Source organism: Streptomyces sp. NPDC006487, assembly GCF_042870555.1.
Taxonomy (GTDB): Bacteria; Actinomycetota; Actinomycetes; order Streptomycetales; family Streptomycetaceae; genus Streptomyces.
The window spans coordinates 1-21,576 of the sequence record NZ_JBIAHN010000029.1; the positions used below are offsets into that span (position 1 = coordinate 1).

Here is a 21,576-nt window from a genome sequence, read left to right on the forward strand (position 1 = left end):
CAGAGCGTCTACTACGAACCTTCGTAAAAGGACCAAAGTCCTGTGACCTGGGTCACAGCAAGAGCGGGTCGACTGGAGAAACAGCAGGTGAGAGGGCCGGCCGATCGGTGGAGGGAGGTACTCCCCCACCCGCTCCCCCGGTAAGAGGCCGTCCGTTCGGCCACCACCTCGTCGCAGACCGGAGCGTGGACCGGAAGAAGGCGGGGCGCTGCGGGGCGGGCGCGTATCCGTGGGGGCCAGGGCCGTAGGCGGTCACCTCGTAGGCGGTGGCCGGGCCCTTGTAGCGAAGATGGCCGGCTGCCGTGAGGCGGTGATCGGAAACATGGCCGTCGCTCCCGGGAGGGAGTGGGGACCGTCCCTGTTGTGGGGGCCTACCCGGAGGCGGCGAAGGCCGCGGCAGAGAAGGCGGCCCGGGAGAAGGCCGTACGGGAGGAGGCAGCCAAGGCCAAGGCGGGCAGGCCCAGCTCCACGGTCCCGACGCCGGGCCAGGGGGCCGCGGTGACCGTCGCGTTCGCCCGCGCCCAGGTCGGGGGTACCCACATCTCCGGCGGCACGTCCGCGCGGGCTCCTCCGGCCCGCACCGCCGGACGGACCGGATCCGCCGGTCGGATCCACCTCAAGGCGGTGCGTTCGACCGATCGTGCCGCACGCCCGGGGTTCCTAGCCTGAGAAGCCGTCAAAACCTGTACAGAGAGAAGAAGACCGCCGTGCGCGCTGCCATCGCAGAATCCTACGGGAACATCCAGGACGTCGTCAGGGTGTCCGCCGTCGACGAGCCGGCCATCGGGCCCACCGACTTGTACGTGGAGATGCGCGCCGCCAGCGTGAACCCCATCGACTGGTTGATCATCACCGGTCACGTACGGTTCCTGTCCGAGGCTGCCTTCCCCCTGCGGCTCGGCAGCGACGGCGCCGGTGTCGTGCGCGCCGTCGGCCCCGACGTCGCGGCATTCGCGGTCGGCGACGAGGTGTACTTCCGCGTAGCCCCTGACCGCCCGGGCACGTTCGCCGAGTTCGTGGCGGTCGACGCGGCACTGGCCGCGCACAAGCCCAGGTCCGCGACCTTCGTCGACGCCGCCGGGATCCCCCTCGTCGCGCTGACGGCGTGGCAGGGCCTGGTCGAGCAGGCCGAGGTCACGGCCGGCCAGCGGCTACTCGTCCTCGGCGGGGCCGGGGCCGTCGGCGCCGCCGTGGTCCAGCTGGCCAAGGGCTTCGGGCTGCACGTCACGGCGACGGCGTCCGCCCAGGACGCGGAATGGCTCCACGCCCTGGGCGCGGACCGGGTCGTCGACTACCGCACCCCGGCCTTCGACACCGCCCCGGACATGTACGACGTCGTGTTCGACACGGTGGGTGGGGACACCCAGAGGAGGTCCTATGCCGTCCTCGCGCGCGGGGGGACGCTGGTGTCGACCGTCGCCGCCCCGCACGCCGAGGCGCGCGAACACCTGTACGGCGTGCGGGTGAAGCCCTTCTTGATGCGTCCCGACGGCGACCAGCTGGCCCGGATCGCCGAACTCTCCGACGCCGGCGCCCTGCGGTCCCGGATCGACAGCGTCTTCTCGCTGGAGGACGTCCGCGACGCCCTGGGCCGCAGTGCCTCCGGCCACGCCAAGGGCAAGGTCATCATCGTCGCGACGTGACCAGCGCCCTGCCCGAGAACCCATGCCCCGTCCCGGTTCCCGAATTGCCGGACGGGTGCCCGAAGGCTTGCACGCCGAGCATCGCAATTCTTCCCCCGGCCAGCCACCATGAACTCATCACTGGATTTATCAGAGAGAAGCCCATGGAAACGATCACTGATCTCACGCTGGCCAAGAATGACCCGGAACTCGCTCCGTACTACGGCCTTCTGGAGCGGTTCGGCCTCACGAATGCCCAAGAGGACCTCCATCAGCTACAGTCCCTCCTTCCTCAAAACGGTTCAGTTTATCTGATCGCCGCCGCCGCCAATCACCCCGAAACCGTCAGGGAAGCCTTCCAAGGCATGGGGTGGGGGGCGGGCGTGACGTGGGATGACTGGGGCCTGCAACTTTTCCAGCACATGTTCGACGGCAAGCCGTGGACGGAGTATGCCCTGCGCTACCACTGCCCCGGGGTCGAAGACCCGTCCGACCCCTTCGGCTTCCTTACCCAAGTGTGGCGAACTTACGGCCGGGACACGATCAACCCCATAGTTCTGGCAGGCCACCTGCAGTGGTACCACACCGATGTGCTGGGCCTGCCCGGCCGACATGTCGTATTCACCACCTTTGAGCAGCTAATTTCTGATCCTGATATGACGCAGCAGCTGGCCGATTTCGCCGACAAGACAGTTAGGCCACGGGATTCAAAGAAATCGGATCGGGAGGCCGATTGGGATGAACTCTGCGAGATCCTCAAGACGGCGATCAAGGACTCCGCCACGCCGGACACCCTGTCCAACTATTTCAAGTCCCACACGAGCGAGCTAACAAAAACATTCCTGCAGGCCATCAAAAACGAGATCGGCGACGATAAATACCGGGGCAGCGGACCCCACGATTGGATCATCGAACTCGCAGAGTGGACCATCACCTTCGCCGATAAGAGTAAGCCTAAGCTCACGATCCCTCCGTGGCTCGTGGGTGCATTCGAGCGCAACATCGACCCCGGCAAGGTGCTGGAGATGGAGAGCAAAGGCATCCAGGTGGCAGCGGATTACCACAATTCCAATCACCCCCGGGACCACTTCGCCGGAAAGTCTCCCAAGAACAGCCTCGCCGCCCTAACCCGTCCGGAATACCGGGATCGACTCCCGGCATTCATCACCTGGCTGGAGAAGTACCAATACAATCCCGCCATGATCAAGATGGTCAACCTCCTCCTCAACGAAGGAACCAAGGCGTTCCAGGACGGGAAGCGATCGACATGGCGCGAGATCGAGGCCCTGTGGGTCGAGTTCAACACCCGAAAGGCACTAAAGCAGAACAAGGAAGCCCTGTCGAAGTCCGGCAATAGGTCACTCAGGCTCTCACACGGCAAGACGACCGTAATGGTCAGCGACGGCGCCAAATCGTTCCGCGAGAATGTCCACTCGTCGTACGTTGACGAGATCACAGTCGATTCCGAGTCCGCACAGAAGCTGCAGGCATCCGCGGTGGCGTTCAAGGCCATCGTGAAGGAAAGCGCCGCCAAGCTCGATGCGGAGATTCGCGACACCCTGGTGAAGCTCGTGGGCGAAGACGCCGACCTGAAGGGGCTGGAACACTCCCAGAAGCTACCAGAATCCGCCATCGACAAGATCGTCTCAGACTATAGAGACGGGCGCCCGGAAGACGTCCCGAAGGCCATCGAGGAAATTGGCCGACAGATCAAGGACTACGTGCGCTACACCGTGGTGGTCAAAGAACCCGAAAAGTACACCGAAGTCACACAGGGGATCATCAACGGTCTCAAAAAGGGGCAACAGAAGAACACCAGCTTCAAGAACTTCTGGGCGATCAAGCCGGGCCAGGGATTTGACAGCGGCTACCGGGGCGTCAATTCCCGATGGTCACACAAGGGGTTCGAATACGAGATCCAGTTCCACACTGAAGTGAGCCTCGACGCCAAGGAAGACAAGACTCACGAGATCAAGGCGAGAGAGCGGAAGTTCAAGAACGAGGCCAAGGCCCTGGCGCGGAAGGCCCACGAGAATATGAAGCAGGCCCAACGGTCAAACAACGACGGAGACAGGGACGCGGCGGAACTCTGGGCCATCGCGGCGAAGGAGGGGCGCGCGGCAGCCCAGGCCGAGTTGAAGAAGGCGAAGGAAGAGGAAGACAAGCAGAGGGAAATCTTCTATCGGATACTCGAGCAGCACGGGATGCCGCTGAATGCGGACAAAATCACGTCTTAACTGATTCGACACGGTCGCTGGTCCGTGAGCGGTGAAAGCGCAGTTGAGGGTGTTCTCGCGGTGGCCTGGGCTCCTCATCCAGGAGTCCATCACCGCGGGAGCGTTCGCCTACCCTCTCTCGATGTTCTCGCCGCTCCCGGACCAGGTGTAGCCAGCCGAGCCGACCTGGTCCGACGGCTGGGAAGCGTCCGTGCCCGTGTGGGAGAAGTTCCGGGTGATGGCCGTGCTGTCGCTGTAGGACTGCGCTCCCTTGATCTGGGCGGGGTCGGTCTTCAGGGCCGGGCACCCGGCGGAGCGGGGTCGGCCTGGGGGGCGGCTGCGCAGAGGTGGTGGTCAAGCGGCGCGCCCGGTAGGAGAGGCCACACGGTGCCCCCTTCTGGGGTGCATGTTCGCCGTTGATCGAGGTCCCTGAGGATCTGGTCATGGGGCGAGGCCGGCGTAGGAGGCGAGGTGGGCGGCGCTGGGAAGCCGGTGCCGTCACCGACGGTGGCCAGGAGAACGGCTGCGGTCCTGACGCCGACTCCGCCAATCGAGGTCTGGACCGGGTGAAGAGGGTGGGCCTCCAGCAGGGTGCTGATCTGGTCTCTCATCAGCGTCTCCGACGACGCCCCACCGCGCGCCCCCGGCGACCGCGCGCAACCGGTCTGCCCCGGTGTCTCCACCCGGGCAGACCGGGCCCGCCGACGGCGCATCGTGGTCTGTACCCGCCCGGGCAGAACCGCTCCCGCGGCACCAGGAACCGGCATGCCCCACCCGCCGTCCTCCAGGGCCGGGCCAGGTCTGGGAGCGGAAGGAGAAGGACGGCACCGGCCCCGACCTGCTGCTGATCCTCTCCTTCGACCAGTCCCAAGAGGGCCGCACGGCCTTGTGCGAGTACTCCGACGGCGAGCACGACGAACTGCTCCTCGACGAGCTCCGCCGGCACTACGCCCTCCGCTGCCGGCCCGCCGACGACAACACGGAGCCGTCCGGGCCCTGCCCCGGCCAGCACTGACACGGACGGCCCGCACACAACGGTGGGCACGCTTCTCCCCCGGCCGGTCCCACCACCGGGGGATCGGCCCACCCTGCCCGCCCGCCCAGACTTGAGGGACCGGCGTCACAGGTCGGTCCTACCCCGTGACCTGCCCCTTCGGGCAGAGCGCGAGGGGCCAGGCGTCACGATGCGGCCGTCGCCACCTTGGCCGGTCCGGGCGTCCACCTGTTGCGCGATCCCACCAGCCGGCTGATGGGGTCGGCGGCCTGACCCGCCGCCCCGCCCCCGCCCGCCCCCGCCCGCACCTCCCGGCTCCCGCGTCCCCGGAAAGGCCCCGCCCCATGACCCCCGACCTCCGGCTCGCCCGCGCAAGGAACGCCACGATGACCACCTTCGGCCTGGTGGGAGCCATCAGCGCGGTCTGGGTCGTACGGATCCCCGCCCTGCGGGACAAGTTCGGGCTCACCGAACTCCAAGTAGGGCTGGAAGTCCTCGCCTGGGGCCTGGGCGCACTCGTAGCCATGACGGCCGCCGGCCGACTGGTCACCCGTCACGGCAGCCACCGCGTGCTGCGCCTGTCCGTGCCCGCCGCGGTGGCCGGCCTCCTGATGCTCGCTTTCGCCCCCGGATTCCCCTGGCTACTCGCGGGCGGCCTCGTCTTCGGCGGCCTGTTCGGCCTGGTCGACGTCGCCGCCAACGCCCAGGCCTCCACCCTGGAACGGGTCGGCGGCAAACCCCTGATGGGCAGGATGCACGCGGGATGGAGCCTGGGCGCGGTGATCGGCGGCCTGCTCGGCGCCGGGCTCGCGGCCACCGGCCTGGGCTTCACCGCCTCGGTGGCCGCGGCCGCGCTCATCGCCCTCGCACCGGCCGGCTACACGATGTCCCGCTTCCTGCCCGACACCGCACCCGCTGCGTCCGCCGGCAGGACGGGGCGGCCCTTAAAACTGCCACGGGCCGTCCTGCTGCTGGGCGCCGTGATGTTCTGCGCCTTCCTCGCCGAGGGGGCCGTCGCCGACTGGAGCGGCCTCCACCTCCATGACGGGCTGGGCGCCTCGGAAGCGATCGCCGCCCTGGGCTATCCCGCGTTCGAACTGGCCATGCTCGCCGGCCGGCTGGTGTGCGACCGCATCACCCAGCGCTGCGGAGCCCGCCTCCTGCTCACCGGAGCGGGCCTGGCCGGCGCAGCCGGCTTCGCCGTCTTCGTCACCGCCTCCTCGGCGTTGCCGGCCATCACGGGGCTGGTGCTGGTCGGCGCGGCCGTGTGCGTCGTGGTCCCCCTGACCTTCTCACTGGCCGGCCTCGTCGGCGGGGACCGGTCAGTGGCCGCGATCGCCCGCGCCGGCACCTTCGGCTACTGCGGACTCCTCCTCGGGCCGGTGGCCATCGGCCTGATCGCGGAGCACTCCTCCCTACGGACCGGCTTCCTCTGCCTCATCCCGATCTCCCTGCTGATCTCCGCCGGAGCCTGGGCCCTTCCGGACCTGCGGGTCCCCGGCCATGCATCGGCCGTGCCTCCTCCAACCACGGCCGATGCACAACCCCCGACCGACAGTCCGCTCCCGATCGAAAGGTGACGGCGATGCCCGACCTGTACCTGGTGGCCCACGATTCACCCAGCTCCCCGGAGACAAAGGCCCTCGTCCCGCGGGACCGCAGCCTCGTGACGTACACGCCACCGGGCGACTCCCTGTCGACGACCGAGATCCAGTTGGTCGTCTCGGGCGCGGCGGACGCACCCGAGCCTCAGGTCCACACGGGTGATGTCGTACCGAACGCACAGCTGCTCCCGGTGGCCGGCGCCGAGCTGTCCACCGCCCAGGCCCAGTTCGACGCGGGGAACGGCGAACTCGCCACCGTGCCGGAGCCGATGTGGCTGTGCGCGAGCCCCACGCTGTGCACCGCCTCCCGGCACGTGTGCCGAGGAGTGCTCGGTCCCGCCTTCGAGGCCTACGACCGGATCCACGTCCTGGCCTGCCGGGGCGGGGCGAAGCCGCGCAACGCCGTCGCCGAATCCCTGGACCGGGAGACGGCCGCCTTCCTGGCGGGCAACTACCCGGCCACGCGCGCGCACTGGAGCCGCCTCGACCAGGTGCACCGGTCCCGCTACCTGGCTTTCGACGGGGTCGCCCTCTGGTACCAGGTCCACAGCTGCCACCTGCGCGCCGCGGGGGAACCGGGCGAGTTCCACCAGCTCCACGACTTCGAGACGGTGCTGCCCAGGGCGTCCCGCGCCGCGCTCCTCGCCTGCGGCGACGCGGACGACTGGCCGTGGGCCGCCGGGTTCATGGCGCAGGTCCGGGCCGAAGAGGAAGCCCTGACCGCTCTCGAACGGGACTTCTCCCCCGCCGCCTGGGTCAGCCTCAGCGAGGCGGGCCAGCTACGCGCCCTGGATGTCTACCGGGCGTGGGGGAGCCACTACTTGGACTCCGTCGAGGACTCCATCACCGCCGCCGGGCTCGTCGCGCCGGGTCGACTCACCCACCCTGCCGAATCACTCTTCTAGGAAAAGGCCATGGAAAACAATCTCTACACATACAAGAACTACGAGCTCCTCAACACAATGGATCCCCGATCAATTGCCGGGGTCGCCAGCCAAAGCTACACCAACCCGATCTCCTGGCCGCTCTTCCAGAACTGCCTGGAATGGTATCTAGGGAGGTACGACAACCTCCCCTCGGCGGAAAGGGATGAACTCGGGCTCATGCTCGACTACTCCCACTTCTGCACCCACTACGCAGCGAACATCGAGAAGCTGACGGGCTCCGCCCTCAACAATGACAGCAGCAGCTATGGCGAATTTCTCGCCAATTTCTATTACCAGAGCAATCTTGTCGAGAACATGGAAGCGCAACGAAAGCGCGAAAACGAACGCCGGAGAAAGAACGAGGAGGAGATAATAAAGGGAGTTAAGCTCTCCGCCAAAGAGGAAACCCGAAATAACCTGTCAGAACAACTGACGGCGGAGGACAAGCAGGGCAAGAAGCCGGGAAACACCCTGAGCGGCAAGGATCTGCTCGCGCACTGGACGAAATTGTTCGAAAAATCTGGAGCGTCAGGCGAGCAGCAGATAATCCTTGCCGAGGTGCTCAAGGACCGGAGGCGTGCCGTCGCCGTGGCCCACATCGACAAGAAGCGACCGAGTACCACCGGGTCGGACATCCTTGCCCTGGCTGGAACAGAGGACGAAAAACTCGCCGACTGGCAGCTCACGTGGAAGAGCCTGATCGGCACCACCCAGGAGGCCTACAGGGCGGTCGCCAGCGCGCTCGGCGATGGCGTGGTCCGGGATGTGATCCGTCACATGTCGACATCGGGATGCCTGATGCGGCTCCCTGAAACCTCCGCCGGAGCTCCGGCCGCACCGCCCCGATTCGAATCCTCCGAAGCGTCTCCCATGCGCCCCAAGGTGCGCGCCACGCTGCATTCCAGTGAGCGGTTCGACCTGTCGTCCTACCCGTTCCAGACCAGCTTCCCGTCCTTCTGGAAGGCCAAGCAGGAAGGGCAGGGCGACTTCTTGGCGAGCTTCCTCGACTACTGGCTGCGGGGAGCGCCCGGGATGTTCGGGGAGGCCGGCTTCAAGGGGGACGAACTCGGGGTCGCGGCGTACCAGGCAGCGCACGAGAAGCTCACCGGGATCAGCAGCCAGGGCAGTGCCGGCGAACGCATCGTGGGCATCCTGCACAAGGAGAACATCCCCCTCGACAAGCTCCCTGAGGGCCCGACCGTGCAGGAGTCCCTCGAGGGGACGTACGACACCTGGCGCGCCGTCCTCGTGGAGGAGAACCAGCGGAGGATCAAGGGCAAGGGGTACGGGCTCGGGAGCCACGCGGCCGAGGTGATCGCGAAGGGCCGCAACCGCCAATACACGATCTACCAGAAGGCCATGTGGGCGGCGATCGACAGCGGGCTGCCCCGCGTCGTCGCCGGGCTCAAGAGGAACTGGCCCAAGTTCACGGACATCCCGCTGAAGCCGTTCACCCCGGTGAAGGACTGCCCGGACGAGACGGCGGCCGGCCTGTTCAACGAGTTCGCCGTGAAGCACCAGCGGGAATACCTGGATGGGATGGAAAAGCACGCCGAGGACGCCCGGAACATCGTGCTGACTTCCAGGCCGAACAAGAAGGCTGAGCTCGACCGTGTGGCCGAGGAAACGCTCCGGGACAACATCGACACCCCCGGAAGGACGAAGTACGCCGTCAAGTCGGTCCCCTCCCTCCTGTCGAAGATGCTGGGGGACGCCAGCGAAGCCAAGTTCGCGAACCTGGAGGCCCCCTTCGGAAAGCTCGCGGGGAACGCCCGCGACTCGATGCGCTGCACCGTCACCGTCGAGACCCCGGTGATGCTCGCCACGACCGTGAACGCGTTGACCGACCACCTCATAGCCAACGGCTGGAAGTGCGTGCAGTTCAAGAACTGCATCGTGCAGCCTTTGAGCGGCGGGTACCGGGGCATCAATTCCCAGTGGTCCAAGGAGTTCACGGGAGAGGAGATCGACGCCCTGTTCAACCCCTCCGAGCTGACGGCGCTGGGCGGCCGGGAGGCCGCCCTCAACCGGAAGATCTACTTCGAGCTGCAGTTCCACACCCCCGACTCCTTCTTCTCCAAGGACGACGCGACCCACGCCGCCTACGGGAAGCACCGCGACCTGACCCGCGAGCTCGGGAACCTCAAGCGCGAGCTCGCGGAGCTCCAGCGCGAGCCCGGGGCTTCCGAGACCACCCGCATCGCGAACCTGGAGAAGCAGGTCGAGCAGTCGACCGCCGCGATCAAGGCGTTGAACATCTCCCTGATGGAGCTGACCCTCCCCAGGGCGGTCGGAGAGAAGATCCGCTCGATTCCCGCGGATGTGATCGACCCGTCCTTCTTCACCGGCATCAACCAGTAAGCCCCCCTCGACGTCCCCTCCCACAAGGAAAGCAGATCACCATGACCGAACGACCGACGTCCCCGGGCCTGCCGGCCACCACCGGAGACGACACCCCTGAGGCGTTCTACGCCATGGCGGCCGCCCTCCAGGGGCAGGACACCAAGGCCGCCGCCAAGCACGCCGCAGTCGGCGCCCTCCTCGCGATCGCAGCCGCACGGGACCCCGAGACCGGTGAGGTGCGGTCCGAGGACGCCCGGGCGGTGGAGGCCGTGTCCCAATTGGAGACCCATGCGGCCTGGCCGGTCTTCAACAAACTCTTGGAGAGGACCACCGCGCAGGCGGCCGAGCCGGGCGACAACGAGGCCTGGATCTCAGCGCTGGAGCAGGACCTCAGAGCGGGGGGTCCCGTCCAAGACGACTGAGGCGACGGCCTCCTGGCGGGGCCGTCCCGGCGCGGCGGCCGAGCGGTCCCGCCTCCTCCACGACCGGCAGGTCCGGCCAGGCGTCGAGCGGATCGGACCGGTAACCGGGAAGGCGCACGCAGCTCCTCCACGAAGGTGGTCTTGCCGGTGCGGTGCGTGCCGGACACCCCGATGCGTAGGACGTCACCTCACCGGTCGTCCGCGACCCGAAGCAGCGGGGCGGTCTACGGCGCGCAGACCGCGAGCGCCATGAAGGTCCCGGGGGTCGGGCTCGCCGCGACGGTGACCGTCCAGCCGTTCGCGTCGTCGCGCTCCGAGGACCGCACCGTTCCCGTTCCAGACACGAGCCGGTACCCCCCGCCGGTCACCGTGGTGCCCGGCGGGCAGGTGGCGGTGGAGGTGGAATCGCCCTCCGTGTTCGTCGGCGTCGCTCCGAGGAGGGGGCCGACTTCATGGGTGGACACCGGACCCGCCGGGCCGGGAACGCCCTGGGGGCCCTGCGGGCCGGCGGCCCCGGGCGCGCCCTGAGGACCCGCGACACCGGGCTGCCCCTGCTGGCCGGGAGGACCGGGCAGGCCCTGCGGGCCGGCTGGACCCGCCTGGCCGGCCGGTCCCGGAGGTCCGGGAGGCCCCGCCTTACCGCAGTGCTTGCCGCTCGGCTCCCCCGCCTGCCAGAGGTCGTCCCCGTCGCACCCGCCGCCCCCGGCCGTCACCGACGGCACCGGATCGCCCGTACGCGGCTGGGCCGCCGCGGGGCAGGCCGCCCCGAGCAGCAGCGCCGCCGAGGCCAGTGCCCCCGCCACTCCCCAGGGTGCCGGCCGCCTCCGTGCGGCTTTGACGAGTTCCCTTGAACCGGGCATGTACGCAGCCTCCATCAATCGATCCGAGCATGCAGCAGGATGCATCCGTTGCCCGCTGTGCGGCCCGCCTCACACAAAAGCCGGGTCCTCGCCCGGATGGACGGCACAGGTCACCCGCCCGGCAGTCCGTCAGCCCCGCTGCGGCCGCTCCCGCCATGACAGGGGTCAGGGGCGGGGCGCCGGACAGGTGTGTGCGGAGACCCTTGCGGCGGACGCCGTCCATCCCGAGGTCCGTGACCGCCGCCTTCGCCCGGTCCAGGGCCTGACCACGACCGGGACCGACCGGCAGGGGCTGCGCGTCCCGGATGGCGCCCGCCGGTGGTCTCTGCGCCCGCCGGCTTGGCCGCCCGTGCCGCGACGCGCAGGCGCACGGACGCCCCGTCCGCGCGGGCCGGGGTGCTGACCCCACGTGCCTCAGCGCTGCGCACCGCCGGCGTCGAGGGTGATCAGGTGCTCCAGGTACCTGTCCAAGGCCTGGTCGCGCCTGGAGGCGGCTTTCACCGCCGTGCGGAGCAAGGCGCGCTCCAGCCGTACCTGGACCCGCAACCTGTCCACGCCTTCGGGCGTGCCGAGCAGGACGCCCGAACGCCCGGCCGGCGTCGATGTCTCGCCGGCCTGCATGCGGCGCTGGTAGGCGGTCCCACAGGCGTGCGAGCAGACGATCCGCAGCAGCAGAGGATCGTCGTTGCGGATGACGGGCTGCGCGCACCGTACGCAGGGGGTGGGCGGCAGGCGCACGCCACGGCCACTGACCGCAACCCACGTGAGCGGCAGCCGTGCATGATCCAGATTGCCGTGCCCCGTCCGCACGCCGAAGCACGCGGCACAGATCAGCAGGCGGCGCGGCACCCACCGGTCACGCCAGATCGCCCCGGTGACCAGGTAGCCGGCCCTTCCGCGGAAGGGGTCTCCGCAGAGATCGCAAGATCGTGCAGTCATGATCGCAAGCTAGGCCGGGGCCCGGCGGCGGCGAATCCCCCCAATGGTCTCCGCTTGGGGCCAGACCGTGACGCCGTGCCGTGATGCGCCCGGTGGTCCGCCCGGTCAACCGCCGCGAGGGCCGATCGGCCGAAGCGGCACGTCGTCCCCGCGTCCAGGCTCGGATATGAGGTCACCCCCGAACAGTCGAAGCAGGGAGCGCACGATGCGTAAGAGGAACCGGATGCGGTCCGCCGCCACAGCGGTCACGACAGTGGCCGTGTGCACCTTGGGCCTGGCGGCCTGCAGCGCCGGCGCCTGGGCGGACACGGATCCGGCCAGGACCGGATCCACGGAGCCCGTCGCCGCACCGCAGGACGGCGCCGGGCAGGGCGCCCCGCAGGATCCGGCAACCTCCGGCACCTCCGCGGCCCCCGACACCGGCGCGGCGCCGGGCACGGTCCCCGAGAGCTTCGCCAAGACGTCCGAAGGCGGCCCGCACACGGTCGACATCACGATCGACGACGGTCCCAGCCCCGCGTGGACGCCGAAGGTCCTGGCCGTCCTGGCGCAGAACCACGTCCACGCCACCTTCTGCATGATCGGCAAGAACGCGGCCAAGTACCCGGCCCTGGTGAAACAGGTGGCCGCCGCGGGCAACCGACTGTGCGACCACTCCGTGGACCACGACATGACCATGGACAAGAAGCCCGCCGACTACCAGAAGTGGGAGATCCTCAAGGGCCAGAACATGATCGACCGAGCGGCCGGCGGACCCGCGGCCATGTACTACCGGGCGCCCGGCGGTGCGTTCACCCCCACCAGTCGTGGCATCGCCGCCAGGCACGGTCTGCGCCCGCTCGGCTGGGACGTCGACCCCAGGGACTGGAGCCGCCCGGGCACCGCGAACATCATCACCACGGTCAAGGAGGAGTTGAAGGACGGACCGATCATCCTCTTTCACGACGGGGGTGGGAACCGGTCCCAGACGGTCGCCGCCCTCAGGTACCTGCTGCCGTGGTTCAAGCAGCAGGGCTACGGCTTCTCCTTCCCCGCCCAGTCGACCTGACCGGCAGCCGCACCGGCCGGGCGAGGCCCGGGGACTACGCCCCCGGGCCTGCGGGCATCCGCCCTTTCGCGGACCATTCGGCTGCTCCGGCACACGGCCCGCGCACCCTACGGTGCGAACGTCGGCCGCTGCCCCTCGGCCGGCCGCCCACGGCCTGATCCGGACGGGGGCGTGACGGCCGGCGTAGCCATGCCCCGACCACGTCGGCCGGGCGGCCCGATGCCGGGAACGGCATCGGGCGCGGAGGCGCCGCCCCGACCACGGGCAGTGCCTCGGGCCCGAAGGACGGAGCAGGACACCGGCACGCTCCTGCCGGTGCGCCGCACCGGACCATCCGTGCCGGCCTCGGTCCCCGGGCCGGCCTGCCGCTCCGCCTCCACCGACCCGGACGAGACGGAGCGGCAGGCGAAGTCACTGGGCGGCCACCCCCTCCCTGTCCGCCGGCCGCCCCGCGGCTCTCCCCCCGTCGGCGGACCCCCGTACCAGCCCCCGCAGGGGCCGACCGGCCGACCTGCTCGGCCGCACGGCGCGGACAGGATGGGCAGCGCAGTGCATCCCGTTCCCGAGAAAAGCGCCGGAGTCCTCAGATGAAGAAGCGCTCAGCCATGACACTCGCCTGCGCGGCGGTGGGGGTGTGCGCCGCAGCGGCGGCGGTGCCCTTCTTCCTTCCCGACCCCACCGGCCACGGGGGCACGCCCCCTAGTGAGGCCTCGCAACCGTCCCCGGCACGGATATCCTTCAGCCTCCCCGACGGCAGTACCGGCGTACGCCCCTCGCAGACGCCCTCGGTGTCGGTGGGCAACGGACGTCTGGACTCCGTGACGATGGAGCCGCGGTCGGACGGCGGAACGGGCACCTTCTCCCCCGACCGCACCCGGTGGACCGCAGGGGGCGCCTTGGCCCTGGACACCACCTACACCCTGCACGCAGTCGCCCGGGGCACCGGCGGCGCCCCGGCAAGCCGGGACTCGACGTTCACCACCCTCCCGGCCTCGCAGGTCCTGCGCGCCACCGTCAGCCCCTCCGCCGGGGGCACCGTGGGGGTCGGCATGCCGGTGTCCGTCCGTTTCAACAAGCCCGTGCAGAACGAACAAACCGTCGGACGGGCGATCGCGGTGACCTCCACCTCCGGACAGCAGGTGGCCGGCCACTGGTTCGGGCCCCGCCGACTGGACTTCCGCCCCCAAACGTTCTGGAAACCCGGGACGACCGTCCAGGTCCGCCTCACCCTCGACGGCGTCACCGCCGCACCGGGCACCACGGGAATCCAGAACAGGACCCTCGACTTCACGGTGGGCCGCTCCCAAGTCTCCACCGTGGACGCCGCCACATCGACGATGACCGTCGACCGCGCCGGCAAGACCGTCAAGGAACTACCGGTGACCACCGGAGACGCCGAGCACGCCACCTACAACGGCACCATGGTGATCTCCGAGAAGAAGCTCGAAACCCGCATGAACGGAGCCACCGTCGACCTCCTCGACGCCGACGGGAAACCCGCCTACGACATCCCCGACGTCCCACACGCCATGCGCCTGACCACCTCCGGCACGTTCATCCACGGCAACTACTGGGCCGCCCCTTCAGTCTTCGGCACGACGAACACCAGCCACGGCTGCATCGGACTACAAGACGTCAAGGGCGGCGCAGACCCGAACACCCCCGCCGCCTGGTTCTACAAGAACTCCCTGATCGGCGACCCAGTGGTCGTCAAGAATTCCAAAGGCGGCGGAACGGTCAAAGCGGCCAACGGCCTGAGCGACTGGAACATGCCCTGGTCACAATGGAAGGACAGCCCAGCCCCAGCCTGACCGACCTCATCGGGGACACCGCCGAAAGCCGTCCGGCCCCGCCTCCGGGAGGAGGCGGGGCCGGCTCCCGCCCGGGGCGGGGCAGCATGCGGGGCAGGCGGTCAGCTGCGGCGGAGCCGGGCCGCGATCAGCAGGGCGGCGCCGATGCCGGCCGCACCGAGGGCGCCCGCTCCCCACCAGAGGGCGTTGCTGCCGGTGGCGGCCAGGGCCTGGTCCAGAACCGACTCCTCCTGCCCACCGTCGGCGAGCGTGTCGCCGTCCGTTCCGGCGCCCGCGCCCGCCTCGTCTCCGGAGGCCGGAGCCTCACCGGACTTGCTGAACTTGGCTGTGGCGCTCGCGCACACGTCCACGCACGCGTTGGGGTCCTCGGCCGCCGACGACAGCGCCAGGACCTGGAAGGAGCTCTCCTGCTCCTTGTCGGAGCTGAAGTTCAGGGTCAGGGACTTCTCCTCCCCGACGGCGAGATCCCCGACCCGCCAGGTACCGGTCTGCGCGTCGAAGGAGCCGGTCCCGTCGTCCGTGATCCCCGTGAGGTTGTCGGGCAGTGCCAGCTCCGTGGTGGCGGCACGGGCCACCGAGGGACCCGCGTTGGACACGGTCACCGTCACGGCGCCCGTCTCGCCCGGCTTGAGGCCGCTCGCACCCGGGGTCAGCGTCAAGTCCAGGTCTGCCTGCTGAATCACCTTCAGGGAGTTCACGGCCTTGTGCTGGGGAACCTGTCCGACGGCTCCGCGGGCGTCGGGGGCACCGGCCTTCGTGACCGAGGACGTGAAAGCGAGTGTGTCCCGGTCCGCGGGGACGGTGCCGGTGATCGTGAGCGTGGCGGTGTCACCCGGCTTGAGGTCTGCCGGCTTCCACACGTGCTCGGCTCCGTCGAGTGCGACGTCCTTGCCCTCCTGGTCCTTCGCGGAGGTCAGGGTGACCCCGTCGGGCAGCTGGTTGGCGATCTCCATGCCCCGGGCGATCGACGGTCCGCCGTTCGACGCCGTGACGGTCCAGGTGGCCTCGTCACCCGGCCGGGCCTCGGCCTTCGGCTTGGTACGTGCGACCGCGACGTTCATCTCCACCTGCTGGGTGACTTCGGTCGTCTGGGACACGCGGTGGGCTTCCAGCCCCCCGTACGCACCCCCCTCAGCCCGCAGGTCGGGAACGGACGCCTCCTCGATCTTCGCCTCGTACTTCAACGAGGGGTGGTCGGGCAGGACCCGCCCCTTGAGGGCCAGCTCCACGCTCTGGCCGCCGGGGATCGATTCCACGGTCCACTTGCGCTCGTTCCCGTCGTAGCGGATGCCGCGGGGCGGATACGTCGGATCCGGGCCAAATCCCGGGGGCAGTTCCTGGGACACGACCACGTTCCCGGCCGCCGAGGGGCCGTCGTTCGCGATCTTGACCTTGTACGTCAGGGAAGCCCCCGGTACCACGGGGTCACCGGGCTGGGCCCCGCCGCCCTCCACGGACACCGACGCGTTCAGCTGCGCGTTGCGGTTCACCTTGACCGTGGACTCGGACTCCTTCTCCTTGGACTTGTCGGTGCCTGCGAACCCGGTCACCTTGGCCCGGAACTGGAAGTCCGCGGTGTCCGCGGGGGCCTTGGCGGTGAACTCCAGTGTCTTCGCCCCGCCCGCCCCCGGCTCCAGGTTGCCCACCGGCCAGGTCTTGGGCAGCGGCTCCTCCGAGGTCAGCCCCTCGGGCAGCTCGAAGGAGACCTGCACGTCACCGGCCGCGTTGGGACCGGTGTTCTCCATGGTGGTCTTGAACGTCAGCTCCTCGCCGGGGTCGACCGTTTCCGCCTCTTCTCCCTTGGAGTTCAGGACCGTGGTCTTCACCTTCATCATGGAATACACGTCGATCGAACTTGAGTACGATCGACGCATGTCCACCTGCCTGCTGGTGGCGGTCAAGACCGCGTCCGCCTGCAGGGTTCCGCTGCCGACGACGTTCCCCTTGACGGTGAAGACCTTTGTTGTATTTTTCTGGAGCGCAGCGACGGAGCAGTCGACGGCCCCCGGGACCGTGGATTCGACGCAGTCGCCGTCGACTCCGGTGAACTTCTCGATCCCGTTGCCCTTCTCGGCCGAGACCCGGACCACGACGTTCCGGGCCTCGTCGGGTCCGGGGTTCGTCACGGGAATCCGGAGCACTGCCTCCTCGCCCCTGATGTACGGAGTCTTCTTCTCGAAACCGCCCCCCTCGTCGGCGAACTGCGCAGCCGACTTGGCAACCGTGAAGTCGGTCTTCTCCACGGTGATCTTCTGATCACGCTCGCCCGCCGCCTTCGGGGCCCACTGGTGGAACAGCGTGGGCTTCAGCTCGAACGTGTCACTCACTTCCTGTGCGACCGTCACCTTGTAGGTCACCGTGTACTTGCCGGGCGTCATGGTTCCGTCCGTGGTCGGTTTGACCTCCAGCAGCCGCCCTCCGTCCTTGAGCACGCTCTCCGCATGTGCCGTCGCCCCCTCGTTCACCACCTCGGCACTGCCCGGGACGTACGTCACTCCGGCCGGCAGGGGCACACTGAAGAGGGAGTTGTGCAGGGCGCCACCACCTGTGTGCTCGATGGTCGACGTGACCTCCACCGTCGATCCGAGCTGCACCGGTGCCGCCGTCTTCTCGGAACTCGTCGTCACCTGCGGCGCGTACTCAAGTTGGAAGTTGTCGACCAGCACCTCCTGATTGCCGGAATCGATCTTGTCAGGACCGATCTTGAACCGGGTGATTCCCCCCTGGCTCTCCGTGAAGACGCCGCCGATGGTGTTCCAACCGGTCTGCTGCGGACTGGCGGTGAACGTCTCGTACTGGTAGGCCCCGGTGCCGTTCGGCTTCGACGAGGTCACCCGGTACGCCACAGCCGGGTCGAGGGTCCGGTAGTCGAGCCGGAACCGGATGTGGCTGTTCTCCATGACGGCGATGTCCTGCTGGGCGATGGCACCTTCGAAGAGCCGCAGGAACTTGCTCCCGTCGGAAGCCGTCACCACCCCCCGGTAATTCGTCTCGACGGCGTACAACTTCCTGTCTTCGGAAAGCTTCTTGGAGATATCCCACCCCTTCAGGTCCGCCTCCTCGAAACTGCCGCTCTGGAGCTCGATGGCTTCCGTGGCGGCGTTCGCCTGCTGGAGCGCTGCCACGGAAATGACCGCCATCGCCGCGCCCATCCCCACGTACACGCGCTTCCGGGAGTTCCGGTGCTTCCTCTTGTGCATTGCGATCCTGGTTCCTCGATCGTTCACACCCGGACTGAACTCCGGCTGCGTCATCGGGAGTCAACCCGCCCGAGAGCGATCCACCAGGCGGCACAAGGGCAGCCCTTCGGGCAGAGCGCGGGACAGCCGGGCGTCGAGGGCACAGGCCGACGGTCCGGCAGGCACCGTGCCCACCGCGCGTCCGGGTGCGTCAGCAGGCCTCGGTCTCGTCCGCGAGGTGGCGCAGCAGGTCGGCGCCGGACTGGCGGCGTGCGAAGACGGCCCGCTGGCGGGCCGCCGGCGATCCTTCGCGGACCATGCCCATCAGCGTGCGGGTCACATGACCGTAGTCCCCGGCCGCCTCCAGCTCGGGTCCCAGCAGATCCACGAGCCGCCACACCAGCGTGGCCGCGGGCACCTCGGCACCCGTGAAGGGGTCGATCCCCTCGCCTTCGAACCCTCCACGGGCGGCACGCCAGCGCGCCAGCCTCAGCGCCCGACCCGAAACCACAGGGCTCATGAGCAGGCCGGGGTCCTCGGCGAGCACATGGGCCGCCAGTGCGCGGGCCAGGGCCGCCTGCAGCAGGGCATCGTCGAGCCGCGAAGACATGTCCGGTGCCCGGAGTTCGACAGTGGGCGGCCAAGGCCTCCGGTCCTCCACCGATCAGGGGGTCCGGCGGGGGGAGCCGGACTACACCGTGCGCCAGTGCGCGGTGGGCCAGACCACGGCGAAGGCCTCTCCGATCACGGAGTCCTCCGGTATCGACCCCCCGTAGCCGTTGCCGAGGTGGTAACGGGAGTCGGCGGAGTTCCCCCGGTTGTCGCCGAGCACGAACAGCCGGCCCTCGGGCACGGTGACGCGGAACGGGGCGCTCGGGCGCGCTGGTGGGGCCGGGGAGCCCTGCGCCTGGGCGAGCACACCGTTGACACGTACGTCCCCCGCCGCGTCCCCCTGCACGGTGTCGCCTCCCACCGCGACCACGCGTTTGATCATCGTCTTGCCGTCGTCCACCGGGAGCAGTCCCAACGAGGCGATCAGCCCCTCCCCCGGGAAACGCTGCTTCGATCCGGCGGTCGGCTGCTGCGGGGGCGTCCAGTCCTCGGGGGCGTGAAACACGACCACCGCGCCCGGAGCCGGGGTACTGCCGGACCAACGGGTGAACGTGTCCGCCAGCACCCGGTCGCCGACGCGCAGCGTCGGCTCCATCGAGCCGGAGGGGATCACGAAGGCCTGGACGACGAACGTCTTGACAAGCAAAGTCAGGAGGATGCCGCCGCACAGGACGGCCGCGATACGGCGGGGCGCCCGGCCCGCCCGGCGCCGTCTGGCGCGCCGGGCCAGCTGCCGGCGCTCGGCCCTGCCGCGCCGGGGCGGCGCGGCAGGCCGCTCCGGCGCGGGCCCCTGCGGGGCACGGCGCCGGCGGCCGGACGGTTCGGAAAGACGCATGCGCACGCCAACCTGCCGGGGTACCCGGCGTGCATCGGGGCGGGTGGACAGACGTCCACCGTGCACGACGCCGGGTTGGCGCAGGCCTATCCCCGCCTTGTCGGCCGCTGAGCGGACGCCGGGGTCCGATTGCCCGCCAGGGTCGCCCGCCCGCGCTTCCACCCGCAGCCGTGCGTCTCCCGCCGGCAGCAGGACGTACGCGACGAAGCACGCGGCGGTGATCGCGGCGGTGCGCCGCACCGGGATCTGGAAGATGCGGCCGGGTGTGGGGCCGGGGCTTGGTCCGCACCGTGCGGCCCCCGTAGGCGAACTCCTCTCCCGTCCACGCAGCGAGGAGGGTGTCCAACAGCTCGTCCTGCAAGGCCCCCCGCCGTTTCCGGTCCACACCTGGCCGATCGGCGGAGCCCACGACCGCCCGAGAGACCGTACGTTCGGCAGTGTCCCGTCCGCGCCCCCAAGGAGAGAGTTGAAGGTGTCGGCCACGCGGCCGACACCAGCCACCGCCATCAGCCGACCACCGCGACGAGGCATCCGTGACATCTTTCTCCCTCCGGCCGGAGGACTACGACGCCGCGCGTCTGGAACGGCACTGCGGCGGACCGGTGTGGGCCGTCGTACCCGCGCGGGCGGCGCTGCTCGTGCACGACCTCCAGCCGCACTACCTCCGCACGCTCTCCAGAGCGGGCCGCCGGCACCTGCTCGCCCGTGTGGTGGAGGTCGTGAACTGGGCCGACGGCCACGGTGTCCCCGTCCTCGCCAGCGGCCCCCGGCCTGCGGCCGACCTCGCCCAGCGCGGTCTGCTGGGCGCCTGCTGGGGGATGGGGCTCTCGCCGAAACAGGCCGCCCGCATCGCCCTTCCCCGCCTCGGCGCACCCGACGTCACCCGCATCGCCAAGCGCGCTTACAGCGCCTTCTACGCCACCGACCTGGAGGCCGAACTACGCAGGCGCGGCCGCGACCAGCTGGTCGTCGTCGGGATCTACGCCAGCCACGGCATCCTCGCCACGAGCGTCGACGCCATCAGCCGTGACATCCAGGTGTTCGTTCCCTTCGACGCCACCGCCGACTACACCGCGTACCGGCACGCCGCGGCCCTGGACCTGATGGGCACCATGAGCGCACGCGTCCTGGCCGTCGACGACCTCCCCGGGGACCCGGACGACACCTTGTAACCCCCGCGCCGCCCTCGGCGGTGCCTGCCCACACCGGGAGGTCCCCTCATGCGACGGCCGCCCCTCACGCGTTCGGGATCGCGGGGCGTCACTTGAGGGCGGCGGCGATCCGGTGACGACGGTCCTGCCTGACGTTCGCCTGGACCATGCGGACCAAGACGTCCAGGACGTCCTTGTACTTGGACCGCCGATTCATCACCGTGACGTAGACGCCCCTCACCTCCGCCTTCGCCTGGTGCTGAAGGGCCGGCGGAATGGGACGGGGGCGCCCCGCTTCGAGCCGGGGGCCGTAGTGACGCTCCTGGATGACCTCGCGGATCCCGCGATAGAGGTCGCCTTCATTGCGGAAGGCCCTCAGGACCTGCTGGTCGTGGACGCTGAACTGCCTGCAGATCACGGCCCATTCCTTGGAGCTTTGCGGTCCCTTTCGAAATACCCCTGGCCGCCGGCCGACGAAATGCTCTCCATCGTGCCTACCGTGCCGGGCCCGCCACGTCGGAGTCCTTCGGCCAGTGGGCGAGCGCGTAGCCGCTCCCGAGCTCCTCCAGAGGGACCTTCGCGATGATGCCGCACGGCTCGCGGCAGACCGCGAAGTGGCCGGACTCGCTGTTCTCGACTTCCATGACCAGCAGTTCCTCGGTCGCAGGACCGTCAACGCAGCCGGCACCTCCCTCGTCCTCGGCGGCGGGCCGCGTCCATGTCTGGCCCGGGGCGGCCAGGAGGTGCACGCACCCGGCGGCATAGGCGTAGCAGGCGACGTTGAGCGCTGCCTGCGGAGGCAGGAGGTCCAACCGCTCCAGACGCCCCCGGTAGGCGTTGACGAGCTCCGCAGCCCGCATTCCTCCCACGACCAGATCAATTCTCGAATTCATCTCAGACCCAACTCCACAGTGTGCGAAAGACATTTCGTCCCACGTCACCGGCACGGCACTAGCACCTCCGAATTCACCGGTCCGCGGGGGTTCGCACATCCTGCTGGGCGGGGCCCGCCGG

At 69.3% G+C, this 21,576-nt stretch carries 18 protein-coding genes and 1 pseudogene; 10 read left to right on the forward strand and 9 right to left on the reverse strand.

All coding sequences use genetic code 11. The annotated features are described in order from the left end of the window. Positions 1 to 371: 371 nt before the first annotated feature. On the reverse strand, positions 372 to 554 hold the full coding sequence (locus ACFYM0_RS35940; RefSeq protein ID WP_388509318.1) for a hypothetical protein: 183 nt from the start codon (positions 552 to 554) through the stop codon (positions 372 to 374). A 153-nt stretch (positions 555 to 707) separates the two neighbouring features. On the opposite strand from ACFYM0_RS35940, the gene ACFYM0_RS35945 reads away from it, so the two are divergent. Both ACFYM0_RS35945 and ACFYM0_RS35950 read left to right on the forward strand, forming a co-directional pair. Further along, positions 708 to 1,643, forward strand: a complete 936-nt coding sequence (locus ACFYM0_RS35945) for an NADP-dependent oxidoreductase (protein ID WP_388509321.1) — start codon at positions 708 to 710, stop codon at positions 1,641 to 1,643. After that, complete coding sequence (locus tag ACFYM0_RS35950; protein WP_388509324.1) at positions 1,640 to 3,859, forward strand: hypothetical protein; 2,220 nt, start codon at positions 1,640 to 1,642, stop codon at positions 3,857 to 3,859. The genes ACFYM0_RS35945 and ACFYM0_RS35950 overlap by 4 nt, the downstream gene beginning before the upstream one ends. 370 nt (positions 3,860 to 4,229) lie before the next feature. On the opposite strand, the pseudogene ACFYM0_RS35955 reads toward ACFYM0_RS35950, so the two are convergent. Continuing rightward, positions 4,230 to 4,440, reverse strand: a pseudogene (locus tag ACFYM0_RS35955) (transposase); the annotation flags it as partial. Positions 4,441 to 4,511: 71 nt separating this feature from the next. Here ACFYM0_RS35955 and ACFYM0_RS35960 point away from each other — a divergent pair. The 5 genes from ACFYM0_RS35960 to ACFYM0_RS35980 all read left to right on the forward strand — a co-directional run bounded on the left by ACFYM0_RS35960 (position 4,512) and on the right by ACFYM0_RS35980 (position 10,127). Beyond that, on the forward strand, positions 4,512 to 4,853 hold the full coding sequence (locus tag ACFYM0_RS35960) for a hypothetical protein (protein WP_388509326.1): 342 nt from the start codon (positions 4,512 to 4,514) through the stop codon (positions 4,851 to 4,853). A gap of 323 nt (positions 4,854 to 5,176) precedes the next feature. Continuing rightward, a complete protein-coding gene (locus ACFYM0_RS35965) occupies positions 5,177 to 6,412 on the forward strand; it encodes an MFS transporter (RefSeq protein WP_388509328.1) in 1,236 nt (411 codons plus the stop codon). Between the two features lie 5 nt (positions 6,413 to 6,417). Beyond that, positions 6,418 to 7,341 (forward strand): putative adhesin, encoded by a 924-nt coding sequence (locus ACFYM0_RS35970; RefSeq protein WP_388509331.1) that lies wholly within the window; start codon positions 6,418 to 6,420, stop codon positions 7,339 to 7,341. Between the two features lie 9 nt (positions 7,342 to 7,350). Beyond that, entirely contained in the window at positions 7,351 to 9,723 is a 2,373-nt protein-coding gene (locus ACFYM0_RS35975) for a hypothetical protein (RefSeq protein ID WP_388509333.1), read from the forward strand. A 41-nt stretch (positions 9,724 to 9,764) separates the two neighbouring features. Then, the gene (locus ACFYM0_RS35980) at positions 9,765 to 10,127 is read left to right on the forward strand and encodes a hypothetical protein (protein ID WP_388509336.1); all 363 of its coding nucleotides are present in this window, start codon (positions 9,765 to 9,767) and stop codon (positions 10,125 to 10,127) included. A 224-nt stretch (positions 10,128 to 10,351) separates the two neighbouring features. On the opposite strand, the gene ACFYM0_RS35985 is transcribed toward ACFYM0_RS35980, so the two are convergent. Both ACFYM0_RS35985 and ACFYM0_RS35990 read right to left on the reverse strand, forming a co-directional pair. Next, positions 10,352 to 10,930 carry a hypothetical protein gene (locus tag ACFYM0_RS35985; RefSeq protein ID WP_388509338.1) on the reverse strand — a complete coding sequence of 193 codons (579 nt, stop codon included), beginning with the start codon at positions 10,928 to 10,930 and terminating at the stop codon, positions 10,352 to 10,354. Positions 10,931 to 11,401: 471 nt separating this feature from the next. After that, entirely contained in the window at positions 11,402 to 11,926 is a 525-nt protein-coding gene (locus tag ACFYM0_RS35990) for a hypothetical protein (protein WP_388509340.1), read from the reverse strand. 205 nt (positions 11,927 to 12,131) lie between these two features. Between ACFYM0_RS35990 and ACFYM0_RS35995 the strand changes: the two genes are divergently transcribed. Continuing rightward, complete coding sequence (locus tag ACFYM0_RS35995) at positions 12,132 to 12,974, forward strand: polysaccharide deacetylase family protein (protein ID WP_388509343.1); 843 nt, start codon at positions 12,132 to 12,134, stop codon at positions 12,972 to 12,974. Positions 12,975 to 13,579: 605 nt separating this feature from the next. Next, positions 13,580 to 14,785 (forward strand): Ig-like domain-containing protein, encoded by a 1,206-nt coding sequence (locus tag ACFYM0_RS36000; RefSeq protein WP_388509451.1) that lies wholly within the window; start codon positions 13,580 to 13,582, stop codon positions 14,783 to 14,785. Between the two features lie 101 nt (positions 14,786 to 14,886). Here the strand turns inward: ACFYM0_RS36000 and ACFYM0_RS36005 are convergent, their stop codons facing one another. The 3 genes from ACFYM0_RS36005 to lepB all read right to left on the reverse strand — a co-directional run bounded on the left by ACFYM0_RS36005 (position 14,887) and on the right by lepB (position 19,951). Beyond that, a complete protein-coding gene (locus tag ACFYM0_RS36005; protein WP_388509345.1) occupies positions 14,887 to 17,985 on the reverse strand; it encodes a hypothetical protein in 3,099 nt (1,032 codons plus the stop codon). A gap of 190 nt (positions 17,986 to 18,175) precedes the next feature. Then, complete coding sequence (locus tag ACFYM0_RS36010) at positions 18,176 to 18,574, reverse strand: hypothetical protein (RefSeq protein WP_388509348.1); 399 nt, start codon at positions 18,572 to 18,574, stop codon at positions 18,176 to 18,178. Positions 18,575 to 18,655: 81 nt separating this feature from the next. Continuing rightward, a complete protein-coding gene (gene lepB / locus ACFYM0_RS36015) occupies positions 18,656 to 19,951 on the reverse strand; it encodes a signal peptidase I (RefSeq protein ID WP_388509350.1) in 1,296 nt (431 codons plus the stop codon). Between lepB and ACFYM0_RS36020 the strand changes: the two genes are divergently transcribed. Continuing rightward, entirely contained in the window at positions 19,945 to 20,583 is a 639-nt protein-coding gene (locus ACFYM0_RS36020) for an isochorismatase family protein (RefSeq protein ID WP_388509353.1), read from the forward strand. The two genes, lepB and ACFYM0_RS36020, sit on opposite strands and share 7 nt — an antisense overlap. Before the next feature lie 88 nt (positions 20,584 to 20,671). Here ACFYM0_RS36020 and ACFYM0_RS36025 read toward each other — a convergent pair whose 3' ends face one another. Continuing rightward, a complete protein-coding gene (locus ACFYM0_RS36025) occupies positions 20,672 to 20,980 on the reverse strand; it encodes a hypothetical protein (RefSeq protein WP_388509356.1) in 309 nt (102 codons plus the stop codon). Positions 20,981 to 21,056: 76 nt separating this feature from the next. Beyond that, the gene (locus ACFYM0_RS36030) at positions 21,057 to 21,455 is read right to left on the reverse strand and encodes a hypothetical protein (RefSeq protein WP_388509359.1); all 399 of its coding nucleotides are present in this window, start codon (positions 21,453 to 21,455) and stop codon (positions 21,057 to 21,059) included. Between the last annotated feature and the right edge of the window lie 121 nt (positions 21,456 to 21,576).